This window comes from Hamadaea sp. NPDC051192, from assembly GCF_040682475.1.
Classification (GTDB): Bacteria; Actinomycetota; Actinomycetes; order Mycobacteriales; family Micromonosporaceae; genus Hamadaea; species Hamadaea flava.
On record NZ_JBFBAZ010000263.1, the window covers coordinates 1 to 4,410 of the forward strand.

The window sequence follows — 4,410 nt, forward strand, 5'->3', positions numbered from 1 at the left end:
CAGGGTTCCAAGTCGAATCTTGACCCAAGATTCGACCCGGAACCCTGATCCAGCGCTTAAAACGCGCGCGAACGCCGGCGCACGAATGCGCCGGCGTCCGAGAGTGCGAGTTAGGAGATGTCGCGGTTGCGGGTGATGAGGGTGCCGATGACGCCGGTGACCGCGGCCCAGGCGAGCAGGACGAGCCCGCCGACCCAGTAGTGCGGCTGGTCCGGCAGGTCGACCCCGCTGACGAGCAGGCTCGACGCGATCGACGGCATCACCCACTGGAGCTGCTTGATCCACTCCTGCTCCAGCCACACGTACAGCAGCTGGACGATGATCGAGACCGCGATGGTGCCGACGAGGTACAGGATCAGCGCCGTGACGGTGGCCCCGATCTGGCTGCGGATCAGGACGCCGAAGCCGACGCCGATGAGTCCCCACAACGCGAACGCGATCAGGTTCAGCAGGATCGACCGGATGACCGCCGAGTCGCCGAACGCCGCCTCCGCGTTCTCGATGTTGAGGAAGATGGCCGTGCCGACGACGCTGAGGATGGTCGTCAGCAGCCACAGCAGGAAGCCGAAGATGGCCGCCGCGACCGTCTTCGCGATGATGACCGAGGTCCGGTGCGGGGTCGCCAGGAAGGTCGTCGTGGCCGTCTGGTGGTGGAACTCGTTGGTCACCGTCAGGATGCCCAGCAGCATCACGAACATCAGCCCGAAGTACTGCCCGCTCGTCGCCAGGTACGCCGTCAGCGCGGCCGGCTGGGCCATGGCGCTGAAGGTCGCCGCCTGGTCCTCCGGCACGCCTTCGGGGTTGAGGACGAAGTGCGCCTGCAGGACGTTGAAGAAGAACGAGATCGCCCAGAGGCCCAGCGTGCCGAGGACGAACAGCCACCACACGTTGGTGGTGCGGATCTTCAGGAATTCGCTGCGGATCAGCCTCATCGGATCGCCTCCTTGCCGGCGGTCAGGTCGAGGAAGACCCGTTCGAGGTCGGGCCGTTCGGTGACCAGTTCGTGCAGAGCCACCCCGGCCCGGAGGGCCGCTTCGCCGACGACGGCGGCGGTCATGCCGGTGACGACGAGCGCGCCGTCCTCCTGGCGTACGACGCTCGCCGAGTCCAGCGCCGCGATCAGCTCGTCCGGCTTGGGCGTACGCACCCGGACCAGGCCGCCGTCGCCCATGTTGCCGACGATGTCGCCGACGGCGCCCTGCGCGACGAGCTTGCCGGCCGCGATGATGACGACGTCGTCGGCGAGCAGCTCCATCTCCGAGAGCAGGTGGCTGGAGACGAGGATGGTCCGGCCCTGGGCGGCCAGGGACTGCAGGAAGTCGCGCATCCAGCGGATGCCCTCGGGGTCCAGGCCGTTGGCCGGCTCGTCGAGGATGAGCACCTGCGGGTTGCCGAGCATCGCCGTCGCGATGCCGAGCCGCTGGCGCATGCCCAGCGAGTAGCCCTTGAACTTCCGGTTCGCCGCCGGGGTCAGCCCGACGATCTCGAGCACCTCGTCGGCCCGCGCCGACGGCAGCCCTGCCGCCGCGCAGATGACCCGGAGGTGGTTGCGGCCGGTCCGGCCCTTGTGCGCGCTGGACGCCTCCAGCACCGCCCCGACGCCGATCATCGGGTCGCTCAGGTCGGCGTATCGCTTTCCGCCGATGGTCGCCGTCCCGGCGGTGGGACGGACGAGGTTCAACAACATTCGCAACGTGGTGGTCTTGCCGGCGCCGTTCGGCCCGAGGAAACCGGTCACACGCCCCGGCTTCACGGTGAACGACAGCCCGTCGACGGCCTTGACCTGTTTGTAGTGTTTGGTCAGGCCGGACACGACGATCTCACCGTTGGTGATCTCACTGCCCATCGGCACAGTGTGTCCTACGGGGTCAACGCGGAACCATCAGGGTTGACCCCTATTGCTCTGAGGCTGTCCACAGGGCGGCCTGATCATCCTCCGATCGGACACGCAGCTTTTCGAGCAGTGTGTCGGCGGGCGTCAGCCCGCGCGCGACGAAGCGTTCGGCGTACTGGGCGACGCGGGCGCTGACGAGTGGCGGTGCGCCCAATCGCGGCAGGGCGTCGAGCGCCGCCTCGAAACAGGTCGCCGCGGCGGTGGCGAACGCCGGCCGGGTCAGCCCGTGGCGGGCCGCGTCCTGCCACACTCTCGGCACACGCCGTAACGGTTCGCAGGCGTCGGCCGCTCGGTCGGCCGCCCGTGCGTCGGTGAGCAACGCGGTCGCGACGGCGAACGGCACGGTCCAGCGATCGCCGGGCTGGGCGTCGATCATCCGCAGCTCCAGGTAGCCGCGGGGGCGTACCGGCGGAAACAGCGTGGTCAGGTGATAGGCCAAGTCGTCGGTGGTCGGCGGACGAGGCAGCCCGGTGCGGATCCAGTCGCGGAACGTCAGTCCGTCCGGCACCAGCCACGGTCCGTTCTCGGTGCGGACGCAGAGCACGCCGGCGTCGAGGGCGTACCGCGCCCAGGCCTCGCGGGGATCGTCGCCGACCGGCGGTCGCGTACGGCTCGGATCGAGCGCGGCCCAGACCGCTTGTCGCGTCGAGCGCCAGCCGGTCGGCAGGCCCCGGGCGATCGGCGAGTTCGCGAACGTGGCCACCAGGACCGGCCCGAGGTCGTGCGCGAGCCGCCACCGTTCCCGGAAGCCGAGTGGACCCCGGCCTTCGTGTCCGGAATGGACACACACCTGCACGGAGGCGGTGCCGGTCATCATCCATCGTCCGGCGTCGCCCCGGCGGTCCAGGTAAGCCTCCATCGCCGCGTACCGGGGCGCGTCGAGTAGGCGGTGCGGCGGCCGGACGGGATCCAGTCCCGCGCCGACCAGCGAGATCCCGGCCTTGCCGAGCGCCGAGCGAACGGCGGCCAGGTCGGTGGTCATCTCGGCCAGGGCGGCGGGGACCGTGCTCGCGGGCCGGGAACTGAGTTCGAGCGCGCCGCCCGGTTCCCAGGTCAGCGTGGCCAGCGTTGGGAATCCGGCGGCGTCGGCCAGGGCTGCCTGCGCGGTGTCGAACGGTATTCGTTCGCGCGGCTGCCGTTTGTCCACGAGCAGCCATTCCAGCTCGACTCCGAGTTGCGGGTCGGCCCCCGGGTGAACGGTGCGCGCCGCGACGAACTCCTCGGCCTCGCGCTCGCCGATCGGGCGCGCGGGTTCGGGTTCCGGTGGCGTGTCGGGTACTGCGGGGGTTACGGACGAGGGGCGAGCGTTCATGGCGCCCTCCGGCTCGGCGGAGACAAAGATATCCATAAATCATATGGGAAATGTGAAGTATCCAGAAGGCCAGCTTGTGTTGCGGTATCTTCGCCGGATGATGAACACGGCCGCGCGGATCGCCGACGAGGTGCTGTTCCCGGCGGCCGGCGCGGTCGACCGGGCGGAGCGCGTACCGGTGTCGCAGCTGGACCTGCTCGCCCGCGAAGGCTTCTACGAGGCGGTCGGCGGTCTGGTCGAGCAGGTGGGACCGCTGGTGGCGACGTTCGCGGGCGGCTGCCTGGCCACCGCCTTCGTCTGGCTCCAGCATCGCGGCCCGCTGCGGGCGGCGGGTTCTTCCGACGAGCCAGGTGTACGCGAAAAGTGGCAGGCGTCGTTGGCACGGGGCGACCTCCGTGGCGGGATCGCCCATTCGGGCGCCCGGCCGGGCGCCAGCGGGCTCAAGGCGTACGAGTCGGCCGGGGGTTGGCGGCTGGCCGGGGAAGCGGCCTGGGTCACCGGCTGGGATCTCATCGACGTCCTGCACGTGGCGGCGGTCGGCGACGACGGCTGGGTCCGGTTCTACTTCGTCGACGCCGTCGAGTCGGACACCCTGCGAGCGACCGTGGTTCCGTTGTCGGCGGCCAACGCCAGCCGGACGGCGACGGTGTCGTTCGCCGATCACTTCCTTGCCTCGGATCGCCTGGTGGCCGCCGAGCCGTACGCCGACTGGGCCGCCCGGGAGGCGTCGGGCTGGGCGCTCAACGGATTCCTGGCGCTCGGTGTCGCGGAGCGCTGCGTCCGGCTGCTGGGCGACGCCCCGGCCGTCCCACGACTGTCGGCAGAGGTGGCCGCCTGCCGCACCGCGCTGCTGACGGCCGACGCGACATCCACCCCGGCCGCCCGGGCGACCGCGTCCGAGCTGGCGATGCGGTGCGCGACGGTGCTGGCGGTCCAGACCGGCAGCCGGTCGGTGCTGCTCGACTCCGCCGCGCAACGGCTGGTTCGAGAGGCCGCGTTCCTGCTCGTGTTCGGCAGCCGCCCCGGCATCCGCGACGAGTTGCTGGGCCGAATCGTCCGCTCGCCACGAGCTGCGTAGCGCCCCGGTCGACGCATAAAGGGCGGGCCGTGACGATGTACGTCACGGCCCCGCCGAGGCGGGTTAGGATATTGAATTTAAGCAAGTTTTAGAAATCTATATCGAACCCTATAAAAACAAAGACAC

Annotated in this window: 4 protein-coding genes; 1 reads left to right on the forward strand and 3 read right to left on the reverse strand. The window is 69.9% G+C overall.

Going from position 1 to position 4,410, the window contains the following annotated elements:
- Positions 1-110: 110 nt before the first annotated feature.
- The 3 genes from AB0M47_RS42200 to egtA are packed head-to-tail and all read right to left on the reverse strand — an operon-like array spanning position 111 to position 3,242.
- Entirely contained in the window at positions 111-932 is an 822-nt protein-coding gene (locus tag AB0M47_RS42200) for an ABC transporter permease (RefSeq protein WP_363424534.1), read from the reverse strand.
- Complete coding sequence (locus AB0M47_RS42205) at positions 929-1,846, reverse strand: ABC transporter ATP-binding protein (RefSeq protein WP_363424537.1); 918 nt, start codon at positions 1,844-1,846, stop codon at positions 929-931. The genes AB0M47_RS42200 and AB0M47_RS42205 overlap by 4 nt, the downstream gene beginning before the upstream one ends.
- 49 nt (positions 1,847-1,895) lie before the next feature.
- Positions 1,896-3,242 (reverse strand): ergothioneine biosynthesis glutamate--cysteine ligase EgtA, encoded by a 1,347-nt coding sequence (gene egtA, locus AB0M47_RS42210; RefSeq protein WP_363424540.1) that lies wholly within the window; start codon positions 3,240-3,242, stop codon positions 1,896-1,898.
- A 61-nt stretch (positions 3,243-3,303) separates the two neighbouring features.
- Between egtA and AB0M47_RS42215 the strand changes: the two genes are divergently transcribed.
- Positions 3,304-4,284, forward strand: a complete 981-nt coding sequence (locus AB0M47_RS42215) for an acyl-CoA dehydrogenase family protein (RefSeq protein WP_363424543.1) — start codon at positions 3,304-3,306, stop codon at positions 4,282-4,284.
- The last annotated feature ends 126 nt before the right edge of the window (positions 4,285-4,410 follow it).

Excerpts from the sequence above, each read along its gene's own strand:
- AB0M47_RS42200 (WP_363424534.1), bottom strand. The coding sequence starts at position 932 with ATGAGGCTGATCCGCAGCGAATTCCTGAAGATCCGCACCACCAACGTG.
- AB0M47_RS42205 (WP_363424537.1), bottom strand. The coding sequence starts at position 1,846 with ATGGGCAGTGAGATCACCAACGGTGAGATCGTCGTGTCCGGCCTGACC.
- egtA (WP_363424540.1), bottom strand. The coding sequence starts at position 3,242 with ATGGATATCTTTGTCTCCGCCGAGCCGGAGGGCGCCATGAACGCTCGC.
- AB0M47_RS42215 (WP_363424543.1), top strand. The coding sequence starts at position 3,304 with ATGATGAACACGGCCGCGCGGATCGCCGACGAGGTGCTGTTCCCGGCG.